Source organism: Azospirillum sp. TSH20 (assembly GCF_003115935.1).
In the GTDB taxonomy this organism is placed as follows: domain Bacteria; phylum Pseudomonadota; class Alphaproteobacteria; order Azospirillales; family Azospirillaceae; genus Azospirillum.
Window position 1 is genome coordinate 103,623 of sequence record NZ_LGQU01000136.1, and the last position, 20,389, is coordinate 124,011.

Consider the following 20,389-nt stretch of genomic DNA (forward strand, 5'->3'; position numbering starts at 1 on the left):
CCTGACCTTCTGATTACCTGATCGCCAGTTCCCTGATCGTCTGAATGGGGGGCGGCGGCCATCCCGGCACCGCCCCGACCATCCCGATCCGTGAAAGGTCTCCTGCCATGTCCCTCTTCGCAGCCTTGAACAGTGCCACGGCCGGGCTGCGCACGGTCCAGACCAACGTCAAGCTGGTTTCGGACAACATCGCGCAGGCCAACGACCCGACCCGCACCCGCCACACCGCCCAGCAGTCGGTGGACGCCAGCGGTCAGGTCATCAGCACGACCTATCGCCGGGAAGTCGACAAGGCGCTGATGGCGCAGGTGATGGATCTGACCTCGCGCGACGGCGGATCGCAGGTGACCTCGACCTACATGCAGCAGCTGGGCGACCTGATGCGGACCACCAACGGGACGCCGCTGCTGAACGAGTATTCGGACAAGTTCCAGGCCGCGATCAAGACGCTGTCGACCTCGCCGGAAGATGAAACGGCGCAGTACCAGCTGGTCCAGGCGGCCGAAAGCTTCTCGCGCGAGATCCGCCGCGTATCGGAGGGCGTGGAGCAGCTCGACCGCGACATGTCGACCGACATCACCAAGTCGGTCGACACCGTCAACGACCTGCTGAAGCAGATCAACTCGATCAACAACGACATGGTGTCGCTGCAGGGCCAGGGGTCCGCCGCCAACGCCGTCGCCGACAAGCGCGACGGGCTGGTGCGCGAGCTGAGCACCTACATGGGCATCCGCACCGTGGAGCGGCCGGACGGCCGGCTGGCAATCTTCACCCCGTCGGGGCTGGCGCTGGTCGATGCCCAGCCGGCAAATCTTTCCTATGACGGCGGCAACATCAACCTACAGGTCGGCAATCAGATCACCTCGATCAACAATCACCTGACCACCGGCAAGCTGGGTTCGCTGATCCAGATGCGCAAGGACGGCTCGACCAGCGAGCCGCCGACGCCGGCCAGCGGCGACCCGGCGACCGAGGTCATCCGCAAGCTGCGCTCGCAGCTGGACGAGTTCGCCAAGGCCTTCACCGGCCCGACCAAGGCGGGCGAGCCCACCAGCTTCGCCGACGCCTACAACGATGCCAGCCCGGCCGCCGACGGCGAACAGGCCAACCAGTTCTTCACCGGCACCGACCGCTTCACCATCGCGATCAACCCCAAGCTCCTGGACAACACCAGCAAAATCAAGCAGTCCGCCATCGACGGCATGGTCCAGGCGGTCAATGCCGCCGGCCGCAGCTTCAACGCCGACGGGCTGCAGATGAAGGACACCACCTACAGCGCCATCGGCAGCGCCATCACCGGAACCTGGATGGCCGCGGCCAAGACGGCCAACACCTCCGCCGAGTCCAACAAGGCCTCCATGCAGCTCCTCAGCGAGCGCTACCAGTCGCAGACGGGCGTGAACATCGACGAGGAAATCGCCCAGCTGCAGCAGCTCCAGACCTCCTACCAGGCTTCGGCACGGGTCATGCAAGTGGCCAATGCAATGTTCGATGCGCTGGAGGCGGTGGTCCGATGAGCTCGATAACGGGAGTCAGCAGCTACTCGAAATATCTGAGCCTTGTCCGGAACCTGTCCGGGGGCCAGAACGACATCAACCGACTGTCCGAACAGCTGACCACGGGCAAGAAGTCGGTCGATCTCAACGCCTACGGCCCGGAGGTGCAGAAGCTTCTGGACCTGCGGTCGGAGATGGCGAAGAAGGACAACTACGTCCAGAACATCAACATGGCGGCGCCGCGCGTGCAGGCGACGGACAAGGTGCTGACCTCGCTGGAATCGATCGTGTCGAGCTGGACCTCCAGCACCACGATGCCGTTCGAGCCGGGTCCGTCCAGCGTCGCCACGCCGATCAACACCAATCCCGACGGGATGAAGCTGTCGGTCGACGCCTCCAAGTCGAAGCTGACGGTCGGCGCCAAATACACCGTCACCGCGGTTCCGTCGCAGCAGGGCCCCAATGGCACCTTCGACGTGACCGTGACCGACGGGCTGGGCGGCAAGACCACCCGCGCCATCAACCTGGGCACCACCCCGCCCAACGACGGCAAGGGCTACAACTTCAACATCTCCGGCGGCCCCGGCGAGGGCGCGATCCTGAATCTCAGCTTCGACACGCTGAAGGCGTCTGCGAGCAGCAGCTTCTCCGTCACCTTCCCGCAGGCCGATCAGGTGAAGGACCGCGCCGAGGGCGCCATGCGCGACATCCAGGCGCTGATGAACCAGCGCTTCGGCGACCGCTACCTGTTCTCCGGCTCGCGGTTCGGGACGGAACCGGTCACCGACCTGATGGCGACGAAGCAGACCAGCAAGATCACGCTGAACGGCGCCGTGGTGAACACCGACGATTATTTCGAGGTGACGGTTTCCGGCAAGACCTTCGGCTATCAGATCCAGGGGACCGATCCGAAGACGCTGACCTTCGTCGCCCAGACCCTGACCAACCAGATCAACGCCGCCAGCCCGCCGCTGCCGATGACGGTTTCGACCTCCAATGGCATCATCACGCTGGTCGGCCAGGATCCGGGGCAGAAGTTCGACCTGTCGGCCCGCGTCATCAATTCCGCAACGGTGGAGAACACCGTCACCGCGCCGACCACCACCCAGGCGCCGACGACCGCGCTGCCGCAGATCGACAGCTTCACCCTGAACGGTGCGGCGGTGGACATCGGCGATACCTTCGAGTTCACGGTGGCGGTCGGCGATCCCGACGATCCGTACAACCAGAACTACTACACGAAGAATCCCACCGAGCCGCGCGACCTGCCGCCCTACCAGACCTACACGGTGCGCTACACGGTCAGCGACACCGACTATGCCGCCGGCGTCAACAATGTCAGCCAGGTGGCCGACAAGCTGCGCCAGAATTTCGCCAACCTGAATCCGGCCCCGCCGGTCACCATCGATGCGGTCGGCAACGGCCCGGGCATCGCCCTGACCAGCACGGCCAACGCCGACCCAAACCATCCCGGCCGCAGTTCGCTGTTCTCGACCAGCGCCAAGGTGACGAACGGGTCGCTGGAGAACACCATCTCGGTCGGCACCCTGCCGCCGGAGCAGGACAGCCTGATCGACGTGCCCTATGCCGAGCCGCCCGACCTGCCCTTCTACGATGCCGAATATCTGACCAAGGGCAAGAATGCCGAGGCGTACCGCAAGTCGCAGGTGACCATCGACGACAACCTGAACCTGACATACGGGGTCAGCGCCGACGACAAGGCGTTCCAGACCCTGGTGAAGGCGATGCAGTTGGTGCGGACGGCGGCGGCCAATCCCGGCAAATGGACGGAGTACAGCACCCAGGCGCGCGAGATGCTGACTCAGGCGACCGACCAGATCCGCTCGATCCACGCCAAGGTCGCGTCCGACGCCGCCACGCTGGAAACCACCAAGAACGCCCACACGGACTCGATCGCCACGGTGACCGACCGCATCGCCAAGATCGAAGGCATCGACCAGACCGAGGTCGCGGCCAGGCTGAGCAGCGCGATGAACGTCCAGCAGGCGACCTATACCGTCGCCGGCCAGACGCAGAAGCTGTCGCTGCTGAACTATTTGGCCTGACGGGGGCTGGCCTGAGAAGAAAAGGGGGCGGCCGGACCGGCCACCCCCCTGTTTCCCGTCAGAACCGGAACGCCGTCACTTGGCGCGGCCGGCCGACTGCATGAAGTTGTCGTAGGGCAGCTCCGCCACGCGGAACCACAGCTGCACCTCGTCCAGAAAGGGCTTCCAGCTGTCGTAGACGGCCTTGAAGTCCGGGTTGGTCTTCGCGATGTCGTCGTACAGCTCGTAGGCGATCTTGTGGGCGGCCTCCATCAGGTCGCGCGGATAGGGGCGCAGCAGGGCGCCCTTGGCGACCAGACGCTTCAGCGCCTTGGCGTTCTCCGCGTCGTAGCGGGCGGTCATCGCGCTGTTCGCCTCGGCGCAGGCCGCCGTCAGGATCGCCTGATAGGATTTGGGCAGCGCATCCCATTCCTTCTGGTTGATGTAGAGCGAGACCTGCGGCCCGCCTTCCCACCAGCCCGGGTAGTAGTAGTATTTGGCGACCTGGACGAAGCCCAGCTTCTCGTCGTCATAGGGGCCGACGAACTCGACGGCGTCGATGGTGCCCTTTTCCAGCGCCGGGTAGATGTCGCTGCCGGCGATCTGGGTCGGGGCGGCGCCCAGCTTGGCCATGATCTGGCCGGTGATGCCGGCGATGCGGATCTTCAGGCCGTTGAAGTCGGCGAGCGACTTGATCTCCTTGCGGTACCAGCCGCCCATCTGGGCGCCGGTGTTGCCCGCCGGGAACTGGACGATGCCGTGCTTGGCGAAGAAGGTGCGCATCACCTCCTGGCCGCCGCCATACTGGTACCAGGCATTCTGCTGGCGGGCGTTGGGCCCGAAGGGAATGGCGGTGTCGAAGGCGAAGGTCGGATCCTTGCCGACATAATAGTAGCCGCAGGTGTGGCCGCACTGGACGGTGCCGTTCTGCACGGCGTCCAGCACCTGCAGGCCGGGGACGATCTCACCGGCGGCATGGACGCGGATCTGGAACTTGCCGTCGGTCGCCTCCGACACGCGCTTGGCGATCATCTCGGACGTGCCGACGAGGATGTCGGTGCTCTTCGGGAAGCTCGAAGCCAGGCGCCACTGGATGGTCGGCTGGGTCTGCGCGATGGCCGGGGCCGCGAGGGTCGAGGCGGCAACGGTCGAAACGGCACCGACGCCGGCCTTGGTGAGAAACGCTCTTCTTTCCACTCCCGCTACTCCGCAAGATTATTGCTATTGCTGACGATTTCCCTGACCCGCGATGAATCAGGGAATTACAGCGACTTAGGCGAGAGTGTAACAAAGCATCCGATGCCAAGCCCTGCATCGCATAAATGTGCATGCCTGCCTTTCGAGGGGGTCAGGAGGCGGTGCGCAGCCGTCCCAGGAAGACCGACAGCGGCGGCATCACCAACGTCCGGCCATCGGCGGTCAGTTCCGGCGGCAGGGTGCCCGGAACGCGCGGGACAGGCAGATCCTCCAGTTCGCCGCGACCGCGCAGAGCGAACTCGGCCGGCCGGTCGGCCATGTTGAAGACGGCAAGCAGGCGGTCCTCCCCTGACACCCGTTCGAAGGACAGCAGGTCGCCATGCTCCTCCACGGCGGTGACGGCGCCGGCGCGCAGCGCCTTCAGGTCGCGGCGCAGGGAGAGTGCCGCACGCCACACCGCCAGCGGGCTGCCGGCGGTCCGCTCCTGCCGGTCAACGGCGAGATCGAGATGGGCGTCGGGCACCGGCAGCCAGGGCTCGGCGGCGGAGAAGCCGGCGTGGGGCTCGGCGGCGCGCCAGGGCATGGGCGTGCGGCTGCCGTCGCGGCCCTGGAAGTCGGGCCAATAGGTGATGCCGAAAGGGTCGCGCAGCTGGTGCTGTTCCAGCACCGCGTTGGGCAGGGCCAGTTCCTCCCCTTGATAGAGGCAGACGGTGCCGGGCAGCGCCGCCGCCAGCATCGCCAGAAGGGCGTTGAACGACTGCGGATCGCCACCCGTGGGCAGCCAGCGGCTGGCGGCGCGCTCCACATCGTGGTTGGACAGGCTCCAGCAGATCGACTCCGGCCGCCCCGCGGCGCTCAGCGCCTGGGCGAACCCCCTGGCGCTGAAGGGCTGTTTCGCCAGCGACAGGGTGTAGGCGGCGTGCAGCCCCTGCGGCGTGCAGTAGGCGGCGATGCGCTGGCCGGCGCCGGGCTGGCTCGACAGCTCGCCCAGCAGGACGCGGCCGGGATAGCGCTCCACCGTCCCGCGCAGGCGGGACAGGATGCTGCCGATGGCCGGGTGCATCATGTCGTAGACATGCTGTTGCAGGGCGAAGGGCTTCAGCGGCGGCTCGGCCTCGCGCCAGATGGCGGCGGGATTGGAGCGCAGCTGCGGGTCGTGGGCAAAGAAATCGACGGCATCGATGCGGAAGCCGTCGACGCCGCGCTCCATCCAGAACTCCGCCGTCTCGCACAGCGCATCCATCACGGCCGGATGGTGCAGGTTCAGCGCCGGCTGGCTGGCCAGGAAATGGTGCAGGTAATACTGGCGCCGTCGCGGCTCCCAGGTCCAGGCGGCTCCACCGAACACCGACAGCCAGTTGTTGGGCGCGGTGCCGTCGGGCTTGGCGTCGGCCCAGACATACCAGTCGGACTTGTCGCCGTCCCGCGACCGCCGGCTGTCGACGAACCAGGGATGGGCGTTGGAGGTGTGGCCGCAGACCAGATCGACCAGCACCTTCAGCCCCAGCCCATGGGCGCGCTCGATCAGCCGGTCGAAGACGGCGAGATTGCCCATGCGCGGGTCCACTGCGCGATGGTCGGCGACGTCATAGCCGAAGTCGGTGCGCGGCGACGGGTAGAAGGGGCTGATCCACACCCCATCGACGCCCAGCGAGGCGACATGATCCAGCCCCTCGATCACGCCGTCGAGGTCGCCCCACCCGTCGCCGCCGTGGTCGCGGAAGCTCAGCGGATAGATCTGGTAGAGCGCCGCCCCGTTCAGCCAGGACGCATTGGGGGCCGACGGTTTGGACTGGGAGGATGTGTGGGGCAAGGCAGGAGGCTCCGCGCCGGAGGTCGCATAAGCGGTTCGCGGTGCCAGAGTCGCCTGTCGTGGCTAACGAAAGGTTACCGGCCGTTCGTGGTCACAAGACCCTGCCTTTCGCAGGGATCGGCCATCGGGACAGAAACTTCCGGACGGGTGTCCTGGGGCTTGGCCGCCGCGCTGCGCTGCGGCTATACCAGCGGCTCAGTTCGGGGAGTGGGGATGCGACGCGGCGGGACGGCGACCGAATCGGCGGCGACGGAGAAGGAGCGGCGGCTTGGCCGTTACCGGCTGCTCGACCTGATCGGTCGGGACGGCGATGCCCGGCTGCACCGCGCGCTGGACGGCAACGGTCAGACGGTGGATCTGTGGACGGTGCCGCTGGCCCGCCTGTGCGCCGATGCCGCGGGGGTGGAGCGGTTCCGGCAGATGGCGACCGCCGCGGCCCGGCTGTCCCACCCGGCGATCCCCGCCATCCTGGCGTCCGGTGAACATGCGGGAACCGCCTTCGTCGCCACCCTGCCAGCGGAAGGCCGGACGCTCGCCGCGCGGCTGGACGACGGTCCGTTGGCGTGGGACGAGGCGGTCGCGACGCTCGACCGCATTCTGGACGCGCTGAGTGCCGCACACCGGGCTGGTGTCGTGCATGGTGCGCTGACCGCCGACACCATCCGTCACAGCGGATCGGCGGCGGTGATCGGCGGTTTCGGCCGGGCGGCGCTGACCGCGGCTCGGGCGGACCACAAGGACGATCTGGAGGCCGCCGCCCGGCTGACGGAACGGATCCTGGTGGGGCATGAGGACCGGCCGGCGGTCGCGGCCTTGCTGGCGGATCTGCGGGACGGCGGCACCTTCCCGGACGTTGCGTCCCTGCATATTGCGGTGAGCGGCCTGACTGGAGCGCCCCGCCCTCGGGCCGCCGCGCCTGTACGCTCCACCCGCTGGCCGCTTTGGGCCGGCGGAGCGGTTCTGGCGGGTGGCGTCGTGGCTGCCGTGACGTTCCTGAATTGGCCATCGCCTCCCCATACCGTGGCCGAGAGTCCGGCCGCAGAATCGGCGGCGGTTGCCTTGCCCATGCCGCCCCCTGCTGCCACTCCCTCTGCGCCGCCCTCACCGCCCGCGGCGAGCAGGCAGCCGCCGGTCGCCGAGATCGCACAGACGCTGCGCACCCTCCCCTGCGCACTGGTCACGGTGGAGAAGACCGGCGGCCGGCTGCTGGTTTCCGGGACGGTGGCGGGGGAGCGGGCGGAGACGGAGGTGCGCGAGACGGTCGAGGCGCTTGCCGCCGGCTGGGACCATGGCTTCGACCTCGCCAATGCGGATGCGCAGTTCTGCGCGCCGCTGGGCAGCGTCGCCACGGCGCTGGACGCCAATCGCGGGCTGGCGGAACCGTTGGCGGCGAGCGTGCTGGAGGGGCCGGATCTCAGTGCCGGCGCCCCGCTGGTTCTGGAGATCCGGGCGCCCGCCCGTCCGGTGCAGTTGCAGGTCGATTACTTCACCATCGACGGCAACGTCGTCCACCTGCTGCCCAACCCGTCGGACAGCGGAACGGCGCTGGCCGCGGGTGCGTCGCGCCGGCTTGGCGAGAAGGCCGGGGATGAAAAGGCCGGGGACGGCAAGCCGCAGTCCGGCCGGTACTGGACCATCGGCCCGCCCTTCGGCACCGAGATGCTGCTGACCATCGCCACGGCGGCGCCCCTGTTCCCAACCCCACGGCCGGAACAGGAGCCGGCGGCCGACTATCTGGCCGCCCTGTCCGACGCGCTGGCGACGATACCGGACGACGCCCCTGCCCCGCTGGCGGATGCGCAATTCATCGCCACCGGCCCCTGACGACGGGCCTCACGCCGTCGCGGCGAAGCGTCCGACCACGACGGTGACGTTGTCCTGCCCGCCGGCCGCATTGGCCGCCTCGACCAGGGCGGCGGCGGCGCGGGCCGGGTCCGGCTCCTCCCGCAGGATGCGGGCGATGAGCCCATCCGGCAGCATGCCGTTCAGCCCGTCGGAACAGAGCATGATGGTGTCCTCGGGCATCAGCGAATGCACGCCGACCTCCGGCTCCACATCCTCCGCGGTGCCGAGCGCCCGGACGATGATGTTCCGCTGCGGCGCGGTCCCCCGCCCGCCGTTGTCGAGCCAGATCTGGTAAAGGCTGTGGTCGCGGGTCAGGGTGCGCAACTCGCCGTCGCGCAGGCGATAGACCCGGCTGTCCCCGGCATGGAACACGACCATCTGCGCCGTGCCGGGAACACGCCAGACGCCGGCCACGGTGGTGCCCATGCCGCGCCCCTGCGCGAATCCGCGGGATGTGTTCAAATCGAAGATCGACCGGTTTGCCTGCTGCACCGCCGACCGTGCGACCGACAGGGCCAGGCGCACCGCCGGTTCGGCTCCCGCCGGGTCGGTCAGGGTGCGGTCGGCATCGTCGTGGTCCGCCACGGAAATCCCGTCCACCAGCGTGATCGGCTCGACTTGCGCATGACCCTGCAGAAGACCGCAGATCACCTCGACCGCCTTGCTGCTGGCGATGTCGCCGCCGGCATGGCCGCCCATTCCGTCGCAGACGACCGCGAATTCACCGTCGCTGCTGGCCCGGAAACTGTCCTCGTTGCGGGACCGGGTGCGCCCGACGTCGGTCAGGCCGGCGACGGTCAGGACATAGGCTGAGTTCGGCATTCAGGCGGCGGCTCCCGTCTCGCGACTGTCTGGCCCCATAAATACTGGGACCGGATTTTCGGGCCGGCTCCATCGGGACCGGAAGCACCGGGAGGCCCGGCAATACGGGAAGGGAGCGGCGGCGGTTTGTCCGATAATGGCGCAAGCACCCCGAAAGATACAGCGGCGATTATACCCGGCGATTGTACCGGCCCGCCGATTACCTCTGCCGATGATCGCACGGCGCAACCGCGCGGGCATCACCCGGCTGGCCTTGGAAAATTGATGTGGTAGACTTTGCCCATTCCCAGCGGACGAAGGATGGACCGTCATGGCCGCCAGCATCGGAATCGCGCTCAGCGGCCTGACCGCCCAGACGCGGCGGCTGGACGCCTCGGCCTCCAACGTCGCCAATGTCCGCTCCACCGGGGCGGTTCCCGTGACCGGCGGCACGACCGATGGGGCGGCAGAGGGCAAGCGCGCGCCCTACCAGCCGCTGGCGGTCGCCCAGACCGATGCCAATCCCGGGACGCGCGCGACCTTCACGCCGATCACGCCGGCCTATCTGCAGGAATATGCGCCGGACGACAGTGCGGCCAACGGCGACGGAATGGTGGCGGCGCCCAACGTCGATCTGGCGGCCGAGCGCGTCAACCAGATGGCCGCCAGCCGCGCCTATGGCGCCAACGTTGCGGTCGCCCGCACACAGGATGAAATGCTGACGTCTCTGCTCGACTCGAAAGTCTGAGCGGCCGGGGGTGCTTGCGGACGGGTTCAGACTGTGATGTTCAGATCAGACTGTGATGTTCAGATTCTGGCCGCGTGTCGGCGTGACGTTGCCGCCGCCGGAGCCACCCTCCGGCTGGACCAGCGCGGCGACGGTCGCCTGCTGCTGATCGGCGTTCTGGCTCAGCGCCTTCACGCCGAAATTCATCTGGTTCTGCGCCTGCTTCAGAGCGATCGCCGCGCCTGCGGTCGACGACGTGACGTCCATGCCCATCCCAGCCCCCGGAAATAGCGCCCCGCGAAGAGAGCGTCCTCAGATGACCACATTCACCCGCGCGGCAAATCCGCCGGCGGAACCGGTGGTGGTCGAGGATGATTGTGCCACGGAGGACGACGTGGCGGAAGGCACAAGCGCAACCGGGGCGGCGGTTGGGGCGGAAAGGGCGGAGGTCGAAATCCCCGTTCCGGCAGAGAATCCGGTGCCGGCGGCCGGCGAAGCGCCGGAACCGCCGCGACCATAGGCCGCAGACTGGCGGCCCGCTTGCCCACTCCCGTTCCCATCCCCGCCCACAGTCAGCTTCAGAAGCGACGCGCGTTCCGCGATCTTCTCCTTCTGCTGGGCTTCCTTGTACTGCTTCAGTGCCGCTTCGGTCGGGATCTGCGACACCGTTTTCCCGTTGGCCGGGTCGCGGTACAGCATCACCAGCCGCGAGGCGTCGGTGTCGAAGCTGAAGGCGATGGTCGGGAATCGATTGACCAGCGGATCGGCGCCGCCGGCATCCGGCTGGGGATCGGCAAGCGCGGATGCGGTCGGAGTCCGGGTGCCTGCCCCTGTTTCTACGGCATCGCTGCCGCGGGGCGTCATGAAGGCGAACGGCCGCGAGACCGTCGATGTGGCTGCCGCCACGTTCATGACCGGCTTATCCGAATTGGTGAGAGTTGAACATTAAATTACCGTAACCCCGGCAACGCGTAAAGGCTTTCTTTACTCTTATTTGGGTTGGCACATCTAACCCATTCGGCGAAATGTGGTTTCGCGATACGGGCATACTCATGGCGAAAATCCGGATTTCCGCGCGGGCGGGCTTGCAGCGACGGCACCGGCCGTCCTAAAGCGTTGAGTCATGGCCACGATCCTCGAAGCCTTGACGCTGGCGCTCGACCTTCATCTTGCCGGCCGCTTCGGCGAGGCGCAGGAGCTCTACACCCGCATCCTCGATGCCGAGCCGGAACAGCCGGACGCCCTGCATTACCTCGGCGTCCTGGCCGGCCAGATCGGCCGCGGCGAGTTCGGCCTGACGCTGATCGACAAGGCGCTGGCCCTGCGGCCGGAGGCGGCGGACATCCACGCCAACCGCGCCAACCTGCTGCGCGGCCTGGATCGCCTGGACGAGGCGGAGTTGGGCTATCGCCGCGCATTGGCCCTGCGCCCCGATTTCGCCGAGGCCTGGACCGACCGCGCCTTCGCCCGCCATGGCCGCGGCGATGCGGCAGCCGTCGATACCGCCGCCGGGTTGCTGGAGCGTGCCTTGCGGATCGAACCGGCACTTGGGCCGGCGCGGGAAAAACTGGTCGACCTGCTGCACGCGCGCGGGCGGCTGCGGCTGGAATCGGGGCAGGTGACGCCGGCCCTGGCCGACCTGATCCGGGCCGCCGCACTCGACCCGCGGGATGTCGACATCGCCTTCCTGCTGGGCAACGCCCTGTTCGCCGCCGGGCTGCGCGCGGATTCGGTGATCGCCTTCCGCAACGCTCTGGCGCTGGTGCCGGATTTCCTGTCGGCCGCGCTCAACCTCGGCATCGCGCTTGCCGCCACCAACCGGGCGGAGGCGGCCCTGGCCCCGCTGCGCCACGCCGTGCGCATCGACCCGGCCCATCCCGCGCCCCGCGACACGCTATCCCTGGCCTTGCGGGCGCTGGGCCGTGGCGAAGAGGCCGATGCGCTGGCCCAGCCGCCGCCGGCCCCATCCCAACCGACAGCGGCGGCGAAACCGCCGTCCGCCCGCCGGCCGCGCCGGCCCCGCTAAGCGGCGGGCCGTTCCGCCAGCACCACCAGCCCCATCACCGGCTCGCCGCTTTCGTAGCGCAGCCGGTCATGGTCGCAGCGCCGGATCGCGAGCCCGGCCCCCGCCACCGCCGCCCGGATATAAGCCTCGGCATGGGCATAGCGGCCGTGGGTGGCGACGCGGTGGGGCCGTCCGTCGGCCGGCTCCAGCTCCTCCACCGTGAAGGCCAGCCGGCCGCCGGGGCGAAGCGCCGCGCGGGCAGCAGCGAACGCCTCGTCGAGGACGCCGAAGTAACAGAAGACGTCGGCGGCGATGACGAGGTCGAAGGCGCCCGGCCGCTCGGCAAGGAAGCCGACCAGTTCGGCCGCCTTCAGTTCGTCATACAGGCCGCGGGCGCGGGCGCGGTCCAGCATGCCGTCCGACAGGTCGACGCCGACCAGCCGGCGGGCATAGGGCCGGAGCGAGGCGGCGCACAGCCCGGTGCCGCAGCCGGCGTCGAGCACGTCCAGGCCGCTGCGCCGCTCCTCCTCCGCCAGCAGGCCGGCGAGCAGCGACGGCGCGCGGTAATCCAGCTCCGCCAGCTTGCGGTCGAACTCCTCGGCGAACAGGTCGAAGGTCTGGCGCACATAGTCGTCGGGGGCGCGCGCATCGGCCTCCTCCCCGGCGATGGCGGCGCCGATGTGGCGGGCCAGCGGGTTGGCGGGATGGTCGCGTCGCCACTGCCGGGCCAGCACCGCCGCTTCCTCCACCCAGCCCTGCTCGTGCAGCAGATAGAGCACGGCACCGAGATTGTCGTGGGCGTCGGCCCAGTCCGGCCGCAGGGCCAGCGCCCGCCGGTAGCCGATCGCCGCCTCGCCGAAGCGGCCGAGGTCGCGCAGCAGGTTTCCGCGGTTGTTCCACGCCTCCGCATGGTCCGGCCGCAGAGCCAGGGACTGGCGGAACGCATCGTCGGCCTCGCCATGCCGCTCCGCCTGCCGCAGGACGGAGCCGAGGTTGTAGTGCGCCATCCCCTCATGCAGTCCATGGGCGACGGCGGCGCGGTAGGCGGCGGCGGCCTCCTGCAGGCGGCCGAGAGCGCGCAGGGCGTTGCCGTGGTTGTTGTGGGTCCCCGCTAGGGTCGGATCGGCCTCCAGCGCCCGCGCATAGAGCGGCTCCGCCCCCGCCGCGTTGCCGGCCGCTGCCAGCGCGTCCGCCTGCCGGCTGAGCCTGACCGCCGGCGCCACGGCGGCTCCCCGCAGTCCACCGCGCAAGGACAAGCGTGACCCTGCCATCGCGTGCTCTCCTCTTTCCCGTCGCCGGCGCCTGCACCGGCCGATTTGGCGCCGACATCAATGTCATCTTTATCAATGGCATCTTTACCGTGATCCCCCGATGATGGCACTCCCTTTGAGGGTGCGGACAGTCAGGGACGGGGCCGGAACGTGGCGAAGCACACCAACATGCTGGCGCAGGCCGTGGCACACCATCAGGCCGGGCGCCTCGCCGAGGCGGAGCGCGGTTATCGCGCGGTGCTGAGGGCGGACCCGCGCAATGCCGACGCCCTGCATCTTCTGGGGGTGGTAGCCCTGCAGTCGGGCCGTGCGGAGGAGGCGGTGACCCAGATCGGCAAGGCGCTGGCGCAGGTGAAGGGCGTCGCCGACTATTGGGACAATCTGGGCAGCGCGCTGTCCGCCGCCGGCCGGCCGGACGACGCGGTGCAGGCCCACCGAAACGCCGCCACCCTGGACCCGCAAGGGGCGCAGCGCCGACACAATCTGGGCAACGCCCTGGCCGTCCTCGGCCACCATGACGAGGCGGAACGGGCCTTCGCCGCCGCGCTGGCGCTGAAGCCCGACTATGCCAAGGCCTGGTACAATCTCGGCAACGGCCACACTGCGCACCATCGCCATGGCGATGCGGTGACGGCGCTGGACCACGCCGTGCGGCTGGTGCCGGGCATGGTGGAGGCGCACAACAACCTGGGCGATGCGCTGGCGATGAGCGGACGGCTGGACGAGGCCATCGCCCAGCACCGGCTGGTGACCCGGCAGCGTCCGGACGACGCCACCGCCCACTACAATCTGGGCGCCGTCCTGCAGCAGAAGGGCGCCCTGGAAAGCGCGGAGATCGCCTATCGTCAGGCGCTGAAGCGCAACCCGCGCCACAGCGCGGCGCTGAACAATCTCGGCAGCGTGCTGAAACGGCTGGGCCGTCCCGATCAGGCGGAACTGTGCCATCGGCAGGCGCTGGAGCTTCATCCGGAGTTCGTGGAGGCGCGTTACAACCTCGGCAACTCGCTGCAGGCACTGGGGCGCTTTGACGAGGCAGCGGCCTGCTTCGAGGAGGCGCTGGCCCAACAGCCCGACCTTGCCACCGCGATCTACAACCTGTCGCTCCTGGCGTTGCGTCACGGCGACCTGACGCGCGGCTGGGCGGGGTATGAGCGGCGCTTCGCGGCCGGAGAGACGCTGCCCGACCGGCGCTTCGACATCCCACGCTGGGGTGGCCAGCTGTTGCGCGGCAAGCGGCTGCTGGTGTGGCGCGAGCAGGGGGTGGGCGACGAATTCCTCTTCGCGTCCTGCTATCCGGACGTCGTCGCCTGGGCGGGCGGGCCGGTCACCATCGAATGCGACCCGCGTCTGGTTCCGCTGTTCCGCCGCTCCTTCCCCAAGGCTACGGTGCGGGCCGAAAGCTGCACCGGTGACGCTTTCAGCGAGATCCCGCGCGAAACCATCGTTCCGCCCGACTGCGACCTGCAAATTTCCGCCGGCGACCTGCCGGAGCTGCTGCGCGGCAGCCTGTCCGCCTTCGAGCCGCAGGGGCCCTGGCTGGCGGCGGACCCGGGGCTGGTGGAGCGCTGGCGGGAGCGGCTGGCGGCGCTGGGGCCCGGCTTGCGGATCGGCATCGGCTGGCGCAGCCAGTTGATGACGGTGGAGCGCAAGGCCGCCTACGTGCTGCTGGAGCATTGGGGACCGCTGTTCGCCGTCCCCGGACTGCTGTTCGTCAATCTGCAATATGGCGACTGCGAGGCGGAACTGCGGACGGCGGAAGAGCGTTTCGGCGTCACCATCCACCGCTGGACCGACCTGGACCTGAAGGACGATTTCGACGGCACGGCGGCGCTCACGGCGAACCTGGATCTGGTGATCTCGCCGGCGATGTCGGCGGGGGAACTGGCGGGTGCGCTCGGCGTGCCGGTCTGGCGCTTCGGCTCCCGCGACTGGACGCAACTGGGCACCGGCACACGCCCCTGGTTCCCGACCATGCGCCTGTTCCAGCCCAAGCCGGGCGAGGGGCTGGAAGCGACGATCCGGGCGATGGCGGACACCTTGCGGGCCACCACGCCAGGACCGGTGCCGGAGTCCGTGCCGGTGGTCGCGGCGTCGCCGGAGCCCGAGCCTGAGCCGGAACCCGAGTTCGACGCTCTGCTGAACCGGGCCGCCGACCTTCATCGCGCCGGCCGGCTGGCGGAGGCGGAGGCCGCCTATCGCGCCGCCATCGCCGCCGATCCCGGACGAGAAGCGCCCGGCCATGCCGATGCGCTGCATCTTCTGGGATTGCTGATGCACCAGACCGGACGGAACGACGAGGCGCTCGCCCTGATCGGCGCAGCGTTGCGGACCGACCCGGCCTTCCCCCAGGCCTGGAACCATCTGGGACTGGTGCAGGAAGCCGACAAGCGCCATGCCGAGTCCGCCCGCGCCTTCACCCGCGCGCTGGCCCTGCACCCCGCCTTTGCCGAGGCGCTGACCCATCTCGGCCTCGTTCACCAGACCTGCGGGCGGGTGGAGGAGGCCGTGAAGCTGCATCGCCGCTGCATCGCCCTCCAGCCGGAGCATCTGCCGGCCCACGCCAATCTCGGCCATGCCTGCGAGCTGATGGGGCGCATGGCGGAGGCGAACGGCCATTACCGGCGGGCGCTGGCCCTGCAGCCCGGATCCGCCGACGCCGCCAACAACCTCGCCACCATGGCCACGCTGGCCGGCCGTCCGGAGGAGGCGAAGACCCATCTGCGCCGCGCGCTGCGGATCGACCCGGACTTCGCGCTGGCGGCCTGGAACCTCGGCCTGCTGGACCTTGCCGACGGGCGGATCGCCGAGGGCTGGGCCGGCTATGGCCGCCGCTTCTCCGCCCGTCAGTTGCAGCGGGCGCGCCGCATCGACCGGCCGGTCTGGACGGGGGAACCGTTGCGGGGCCGGCGGCTGCTGGCCTGGTCGGAACAGGGGGTGGGCGACGAAATCCTGTTCGCCTCCTGCTTCGACGCCCTGCAGGGGCTGGACGGTCCGGTCACGGTCGAATGCGACCGGCGGCTGGTCAGCCTGTTCGCCCGCTCCTTCCCGTGGGTGACGGTGCGGGCGGAGACGGCGGACGCCGCCGGGCGGGAGACGGTGGACCCGCCGGATTGCGATCTGCAGATGCCGGCCGGCACCCTGCCCGCCCTGGTCCGCGACCGGGTGGACCGCTTCCCCGTCCGTCCGGCCTATCTGCACCCCGATCCCGGCCGTCTCGCCCTGTGGCGCGACCGGCTGGCTGCCCTGCCCGGCCTGAAGGTGGGGCTGGCATGGCGCAGCCAGATCGTCACCGCCCAGCGCGCCGCCGCCTATACCGGTCTGGCCGACTGGACCGCGCTGCTCGATCTGGCCGGCGTCAGCGTGGTCATGCTGCAATATGGCGACTGCCGCGCCGAACTGGCACAGGTGGAAACGGCGACGCGGCGTCTGCACCGCTGGGACGACCTGGACCTGAAGGACGATTTCGAAGGGGTGGCGGCCCTGATCGCCAACCTGGATCTGGTGATCTCGCCGGCCACGGCGGTCGGGGAACTGGCCGGCGCCATGGGCGTCCCGGTCTGGCGGCTCGGCACCCGCGACTGGACGCAGATGGGAACGGGCGTGCGGCCGTGGTTCCCGTCGATGCGGCTGATCCAACCGCCGGTGGGTGAAGGACTGGCCGCCGCCGCCCGGCAGGCGGTGCGCGCGCTGGCGGAACTGGCGCCGGCCTGATGACCGACCTTCGCACCCTGCTTGCCGAAGCGTTCGACCGTCACCAGACCGGCGAATTCGAAGAGGCGGAAGGGCTCTACCGCCGCATCCTCTCCATCGAGCCGGCCGAGGTGGAGGCCCTGCATCGGGCCGGATTGCTGGTCGCCCAGCTCGGCCGGCTGGAGGAGGCCGACGGGCTGCTCCGCCGGGCGCTGGCACAGGAGCCGACGGAGACCGAGGCGGCGGTCAACCATGGCAAGATTCTGCGCGCGCTGCGCCGACCCGAGGCGGCGGCCGGCCGCTTCCGCCACGCCCTCGCGCTCGCCCCCGCCATGCTGACGGCGCTGGAAGGGCTGGGACATGCCGAGCGCGAGGGCGGTCATGCCGCTGCGGCGGCCACCGCCTATGGCCGGGCGGCGCTGGTCGGGGCCGGTCCGGCGGTGCTTCACCAGTGGGGCATCGCGCTGGACGGCATAGGCCTCGCGGACGACGCGGTGGAGGTCCTGCGCTGGTCCGCCCGCCTCGACCCGACGGTCCCGTCGGTGGCCTTGCGGCTGGCCGGGCTCCTCCAGCGGATGGGGCGCGGCGGCGAGGCGGCCGGGTGGTATCGCCATGCGCTGGTGATTCAGCCCGGCCACGCGGAGGCACGCCGGTCGCTCTCCGCCATCGTCGCCGTCACCGCCGCAGGGGGGCCTCCACCGGCGACATAACCCTTTGGTTCGAAAGGTCGGCTTACCTCCGGATGGTGTTGCGCGAAATGATTTCAAGATCCCACCCCTGCGACCCACTGTCATACGTCTGAACGGTTGGGGCATTTTTTCGCATGGTTTGACCGCATAAAACGCAAGATTAGGGTTGTTCGGCGCTTCGGATGAGTGAACACTGTTGTCACCGGCCCGTCACATTGCGGCGGGACGCGGACTGATCCTATGGAGAGCGACTCATGCACACTGAAGCTCGCCTTTCGTCTCTGCAAGACAAGCACATGCGCCTGGACCGGGCGATCCTCGACGAGGAAAAGCGCTCCTGGCCGGATGAGAGCGCAGTGAAGCGCCTCAAGCTCGAAAAGCTGCACGTCAAGGAAGAGATCGACCGCCTGACGCGCACCGGCCCGATGAATTAATCCCCCCAATCACAGCATTGACCTTCAGACACCACCCTTGAACAGGGGTTCGAAAAGGCCGGGTTGAGGCGGATCGCCTCACCCGGCTTTTTTAATGCCCGATTTTTTGATGGCAGGCTTCTTTCAGCCGATGGCCCGACCGGGACGCGCAAGCTCCGCCGCCACCGTCGGCAGCAGATCGGCGACCCGTTGGCCGGGGCCGGTCCGGAACAGACGCATCGACCGGAACCAGGGCCGCACCGCGGTGCCGAGCATCGTCCAGTCGCCCGTCCGTGCCAGCCGCCAGACCGGCACGCCCAGTGCCGCCGCCAGCTCTCCGGTGGAGGTGGCGGGCGAGATCACCAGATCCAGGGCCGACATCAGCGCCGCCGTGCCGTCGAGGTCGTCGCGCAGGTCGAGGTCGGGGAAGGCATGCGGTGCACGGCCGAACGCTTCCCGTGCCACAGCCAGTTCGGCCCCGCAGTCGCCATATTGCAGATTGACCGGAACAAGCCCCGGCAGGGTCAGCACCGGCCGCCAATCCTCGATCCGCGTATAATCGGGCATGCGGTCCGGATCGAGCTGGCCGCTGCGCCAGGCGATGCCGACCCGCAAGCCCTCTCCCAGTCCGGCCAGCCGCCGACGCCAGCCGTCGACGGCCGCCGGATCGGCACGCAAAGCGGGCTCCAGCCCGGCGAAGCCTGCCAGGGTAGCGCCCAGATGGCGCGACAGCGATCCGATAGGGACATGGCAATCGGCATCCGGCACCGGTTCGGCCGGCGTGGCCGGTACCGCCCGTACCGTCGCCTGCGGGAAGGAGCGGGCGAACAGCGGGACGAAGCGCGGGTCGCATTCCACCGCGATGCGCCCCCCCTCCCGGCCGGCGCGGGCGATCAGTTGGGGCAGGCGCTGGGCGAACATCAGCTCGTCGCCGATCCCCTGCTCGCGCCAGACCAGCAGGCGCTTGCCCGACAGGTCGCCGCCCGTCCAGAGCGGGACGGCCGGGCGGCGGGCGGCGGACGTCAGGTCGCGCGTGTCGAACCGCCGGTCATAGCCTTCCCATCCCGACGCCAGCCGGCCGGCGGTGAGATTGAGAACCCCGGCATTGAAGGCCGCCGCCGCGTGGCCCGGTTCAGCCACCAGCGCACGGCCGCACCACAAAGCCGCCGCGCCGTCGTCCCCCATCTCGCGCAGCAGCCGGCCGCGGTTCGCCATGCCGTCGGCCAGGGCGGGGGCGAGCGCCAGGGCGCGGCGGCCCGCCCGCTCCGCGGCGTCCAGCCGGCCAAGGCGCCGCAGCGCCACCGACAGGTTCACCCAACCAGCCTCCAGCGCCGGTGCCCGCCGGAGCGCCTGGGCATGCGCCCGCTCCGCCTCGCCCCAGCGGCCGAGCCGGGCGAGGGCCGCGCCCAGATTGTCATACGCCTCCGCAAGGTCGGGGTCGGCGGCGGTCGCCCGCCGGTGGAGCGGCACGGCAGCCCCGCTCCGCTCCAGCGCGTCAAGCGCATTGCCGAGGTTGGTCAGGGCCGCGGCATTGCCGGGCTGGAGCGCCAGGGCGGTCCGGAAACCGGCGGCGGCCGGTCCTGCCCGTCCGAGAGCCAGACGAACGTTCCCCAGGCTGATATGCGCCGTCGCATACTCCGGGGCGGCGGCGACCGCCGCGGCGATGCGCGCTTCACCGCGTTCCGGCCTGCCCGTCTGGTGGGCGAGCAGGCCGGACAGATGGAGCGCCACCGGATCCCGCGGGCGGTGGGCCAGCACCCGCTCGTAAAGGGGGGCTGCCGCAACGAAGGAACCGGCGCGATGGGCGGCGACCGCCTGCTCCAGAAGCCGGTCCGGGTCGGGGTCCGCGGTCTCGCCATCCCCTGCCCCGGCAGGCACCCCGGCAGGCATCCTCCCCCTCCCGCGCGGCGATGCGGTGGCCCGCAACAGCTTCGCCATCTGGACCAGCGCCGCCTCCAGCCCCTCGCCCGGCCTGGGCTGGAACAGGCGCATGGTCGGGAACCAGGGCCGGACGCCGGTGCCCAGCTGCGTCCAATCGCGGGTGCCGAAGCGCCAGACCGGCACACCCAACGCACCCGCCAGCTCCCCCGCCGACATCGCCGGCGAGATCACCAGATCCAGGTTGGCGGTCAGTGCAGCCGCGCCGTCGAAATCGTCCTTCAGGTCCAGGTCGGCCCAGCGATGGATGGTGACGCCGAAGCGTTCTTCCGCCGTCCGCAACTCGGCCTCGCAGTCGCCATATTGCAGGTTGACGAACACCAGTCCGGGGATGGCGAACAGCGGCCCCCAATGCTCCAGCAGCACATAGGCGGCCTTGCGATCGGCGGTCATCAGCTGGCTGCGCCAGCCGATGCCGACACGCAAGCCGGGCCCCAGCGCCGCCAGCCGCTCCCGCCA

General features: G+C 69.6%; 15 protein-coding genes. 8 read left to right on the top strand and 7 right to left on the bottom strand.

Going from position 1 to position 20,389, the window contains the following annotated elements; translation table 11 throughout:
- Positions 1-107 precede the first annotated feature (107 nt).
- Complete coding sequence (gene flgK / locus TSH20_RS30440) at positions 108-1,517, top strand: flagellar hook-associated protein FlgK (RefSeq protein WP_109156090.1); 1,410 nt, start codon at positions 108-110, stop codon at positions 1,515-1,517.
- Entirely contained in the window at positions 1,514-3,562 is a 2,049-nt protein-coding gene (locus tag TSH20_RS30445; protein ID WP_109156089.1) for a hypothetical protein, read from the top strand. Before flgK ends, TSH20_RS30445 begins: the two co-directional genes overlap by 4 nt.
- A 75-nt stretch (positions 3,563-3,637) precedes the next feature.
- On the opposite strand, the gene TSH20_RS30450 is transcribed toward TSH20_RS30445, so the two are convergent.
- Both TSH20_RS30450 and TSH20_RS30455 read right to left on the bottom strand, forming a co-directional pair.
- On the bottom strand, positions 3,638-4,738 hold the full coding sequence (locus TSH20_RS30450) for a TRAP transporter substrate-binding protein (protein ID WP_109156088.1): 1,101 nt from the start codon (positions 4,736-4,738) through the stop codon (positions 3,638-3,640).
- 151 nt (positions 4,739-4,889) lie between these two features.
- A complete protein-coding gene (locus TSH20_RS30455; RefSeq protein ID WP_247871236.1) occupies positions 4,890-6,551 on the bottom strand; it encodes an alpha-amylase family glycosyl hydrolase in 1,662 nt (553 codons plus the stop codon).
- 213 nt (positions 6,552-6,764) lie between these two features.
- Between TSH20_RS30455 and TSH20_RS34775 the strand changes: the two genes are divergently transcribed.
- On the top strand, positions 6,765-8,375 hold the full coding sequence (locus TSH20_RS34775; protein ID WP_146205357.1) for a serine/threonine protein kinase: 1,611 nt from the start codon (positions 6,765-6,767) through the stop codon (positions 8,373-8,375).
- A 9-nt stretch (positions 8,376-8,384) separates the two neighbouring features.
- Here TSH20_RS34775 and TSH20_RS30475 read toward each other — a convergent pair whose 3' ends face one another.
- A complete protein-coding gene (locus TSH20_RS30475) occupies positions 8,385-9,218 on the bottom strand; it encodes a protein phosphatase 2C domain-containing protein (RefSeq protein ID WP_109156083.1) in 834 nt (277 codons plus the stop codon).
- Between the two features lie 310 nt (positions 9,219-9,528).
- On the opposite strand from TSH20_RS30475, the gene TSH20_RS30480 reads away from it, so the two are divergent.
- The gene (locus TSH20_RS30480) at positions 9,529-9,945 is read left to right on the top strand and encodes a flagellar basal body rod C-terminal domain-containing protein (RefSeq protein ID WP_109156082.1); all 417 of its coding nucleotides are present in this window, start codon (positions 9,529-9,531) and stop codon (positions 9,943-9,945) included.
- A 45-nt stretch (positions 9,946-9,990) separates the two neighbouring features.
- Here the strand turns inward: TSH20_RS30480 and TSH20_RS30485 are convergent, their stop codons facing one another.
- Entirely contained in the window at positions 9,991-10,191 is a 201-nt protein-coding gene (locus TSH20_RS30485; protein ID WP_146205356.1) for a putative motility protein, read from the bottom strand.
- A gap of 45 nt (positions 10,192-10,236) precedes the next feature.
- Positions 10,237-10,836, bottom strand: a complete 600-nt coding sequence (locus TSH20_RS35145) for a hypothetical protein (protein ID WP_158282094.1) — start codon at positions 10,834-10,836, stop codon at positions 10,237-10,239.
- A gap of 211 nt (positions 10,837-11,047) precedes the next feature.
- Between TSH20_RS35145 and TSH20_RS30495 the strand changes: the two genes are divergently transcribed.
- Positions 11,048-11,950 (top strand): tetratricopeptide repeat protein, encoded by a 903-nt coding sequence (locus TSH20_RS30495; protein ID WP_109156080.1) that lies wholly within the window; start codon positions 11,048-11,050, stop codon positions 11,948-11,950.
- Here the strand turns inward: TSH20_RS30495 and TSH20_RS30500 are convergent.
- Positions 11,947-13,200 carry a tetratricopeptide repeat protein gene (locus tag TSH20_RS30500; RefSeq protein ID WP_109156079.1) on the bottom strand — a complete coding sequence of 418 codons (1,254 nt, stop codon included), beginning with the start codon at positions 13,198-13,200 and terminating at the stop codon, positions 11,947-11,949. The two genes, TSH20_RS30495 and TSH20_RS30500, sit on opposite strands and share 4 nt — an antisense overlap.
- Before the next feature lie 150 nt (positions 13,201-13,350).
- On the opposite strand from TSH20_RS30500, the gene TSH20_RS30505 reads away from it, so the two are divergent.
- From TSH20_RS30505 to TSH20_RS30515, 3 genes are all read left to right on the top strand, one after another.
- Entirely contained in the window at positions 13,351-16,911 is a 3,561-nt protein-coding gene (locus TSH20_RS30505) for a tetratricopeptide repeat protein (protein ID WP_109156078.1), read from the top strand.
- Positions 16,911-17,600 carry a tetratricopeptide repeat protein gene (locus tag TSH20_RS30510; RefSeq protein ID WP_109156077.1) on the top strand — a complete coding sequence of 230 codons (690 nt, stop codon included), beginning with the start codon at positions 16,911-16,913 and terminating at the stop codon, positions 17,598-17,600. Before TSH20_RS30505 ends, TSH20_RS30510 begins: the two co-directional genes overlap by 1 nt.
- A gap of 233 nt (positions 17,601-17,833) precedes the next feature.
- A complete protein-coding gene (locus TSH20_RS30515) occupies positions 17,834-18,013 on the top strand; it encodes a YdcH family protein (protein WP_042694032.1) in 180 nt (59 codons plus the stop codon).
- Positions 18,014-18,136: 123 nt separating this feature from the next.
- Here the strand turns inward: TSH20_RS30515 and TSH20_RS30520 are convergent.
- Positions 18,137-20,389: tetratricopeptide repeat protein (locus TSH20_RS30520; RefSeq protein ID WP_146207501.1), on the bottom strand; the 2,253-nt coding region annotated here is incomplete at its 5' end.

Excerpts from the sequence above, each read along its gene's own strand:
- flgK (WP_109156090.1), top strand. The coding sequence starts at position 108 with ATGTCCCTCTTCGCAGCCTTGAACAGTGCCACGGCCGGGCTGCGCACG.
- TSH20_RS30445 (WP_109156089.1), top strand. The coding sequence starts at position 1,514 with ATGAGCTCGATAACGGGAGTCAGCAGCTACTCGAAATATCTGAGCCTT.
- TSH20_RS34775 (WP_146205357.1), top strand. The coding sequence starts at position 6,765 with ATGCGACGCGGCGGGACGGCGACCGAATCGGCGGCGACGGAGAAGGAG.
- TSH20_RS30475 (WP_109156083.1), bottom strand. The coding sequence starts at position 9,218 with ATGCCGAACTCAGCCTATGTCCTGACCGTCGCCGGCCTGACCGACGTC.
- TSH20_RS30480 (WP_109156082.1), top strand. The coding sequence starts at position 9,529 with ATGGCCGCCAGCATCGGAATCGCGCTCAGCGGCCTGACCGCCCAGACG.
- TSH20_RS30485 (WP_146205356.1), bottom strand. The coding sequence starts at position 10,191 with ATGGACGTCACGTCGTCGACCGCAGGCGCGGCGATCGCTCTGAAGCAG.
- TSH20_RS35145 (WP_158282094.1), bottom strand. The coding sequence starts at position 10,836 with ATGAACGTGGCGGCAGCCACATCGACGGTCTCGCGGCCGTTCGCCTTC.
- TSH20_RS30495 (WP_109156080.1), top strand. The coding sequence starts at position 11,048 with ATGGCCACGATCCTCGAAGCCTTGACGCTGGCGCTCGACCTTCATCTT.
- TSH20_RS30500 (WP_109156079.1), bottom strand. The coding sequence starts at position 13,200 with ATGGCAGGGTCACGCTTGTCCTTGCGCGGTGGACTGCGGGGAGCCGCC.
- TSH20_RS30510 (WP_109156077.1), top strand. The coding sequence starts at position 16,911 with ATGACCGACCTTCGCACCCTGCTTGCCGAAGCGTTCGACCGTCACCAG.
- TSH20_RS30515 (WP_042694032.1), top strand. The coding sequence starts at position 17,834 with ATGCACACTGAAGCTCGCCTTTCGTCTCTGCAAGACAAGCACATGCGC.